This is a genomic window from Ralstonia sp. ASV6, assembly GCF_016429285.1.
Taxonomy (GTDB): Bacteria; Pseudomonadota; Gammaproteobacteria; order Burkholderiales; family Burkholderiaceae; genus Ralstonia; species Ralstonia flaminis.
In genome coordinates this window covers 1-380 of record NZ_JAELUI010000505.1, presented here as the reverse complement: position 1 = coordinate 380, position 380 = coordinate 1, and the positions used below count along the sequence as shown (strand labels likewise).

The 380-nt window shown below is 77.4% G+C and carries 1 protein-coding gene; it reads left to right on the top strand.

The genetic code is table 11. The features are described from left to right. Positions 1-145 precede the first annotated feature (145 nt). Positions 146-292 (top strand): hypothetical protein, encoded by a 147-nt coding sequence (locus JHD73_RS28360; RefSeq protein WP_199033410.1) that lies wholly within the window; start codon positions 146-148, stop codon positions 290-292. The last annotated feature ends 88 nt before the right edge of the window (positions 293-380 follow it).

Here is a 380-nt window from a genome sequence, read left to right as displayed (position 1 = left end):
CCCCCCCCCCCCCCCCCCCCCCCCCCCCCCCCCCCCCCCCCCCCCCCCCCCCCCCCCCTCCCCCCCCCCCCCCCCCCCCCCTACACTCCACGGCCTTCGTCGGCAGCGTCACCCCCCCCCCCCCCCCCCCCCGGCCCACGCGCTGGTGCACGGCATCACCGACTACGTGGTCGACGACACCGAAGAAGTCCGCCAGAAAATCTTTGCCGCTGGCGGCCGCCCCTGTCTCTTATACACATCTCCGAGCCTGTCTCTTATACACATCTCCGAGCCCACGAGACATGGCGCCTGATCTCGTATGCCGTCGGCTGCTGGCAAACGGGGGGGGGGGGGGGGGGGGGGGGGGGGGGGGGGGGGGGGGGGGGGGGGGGGGGGGGGGG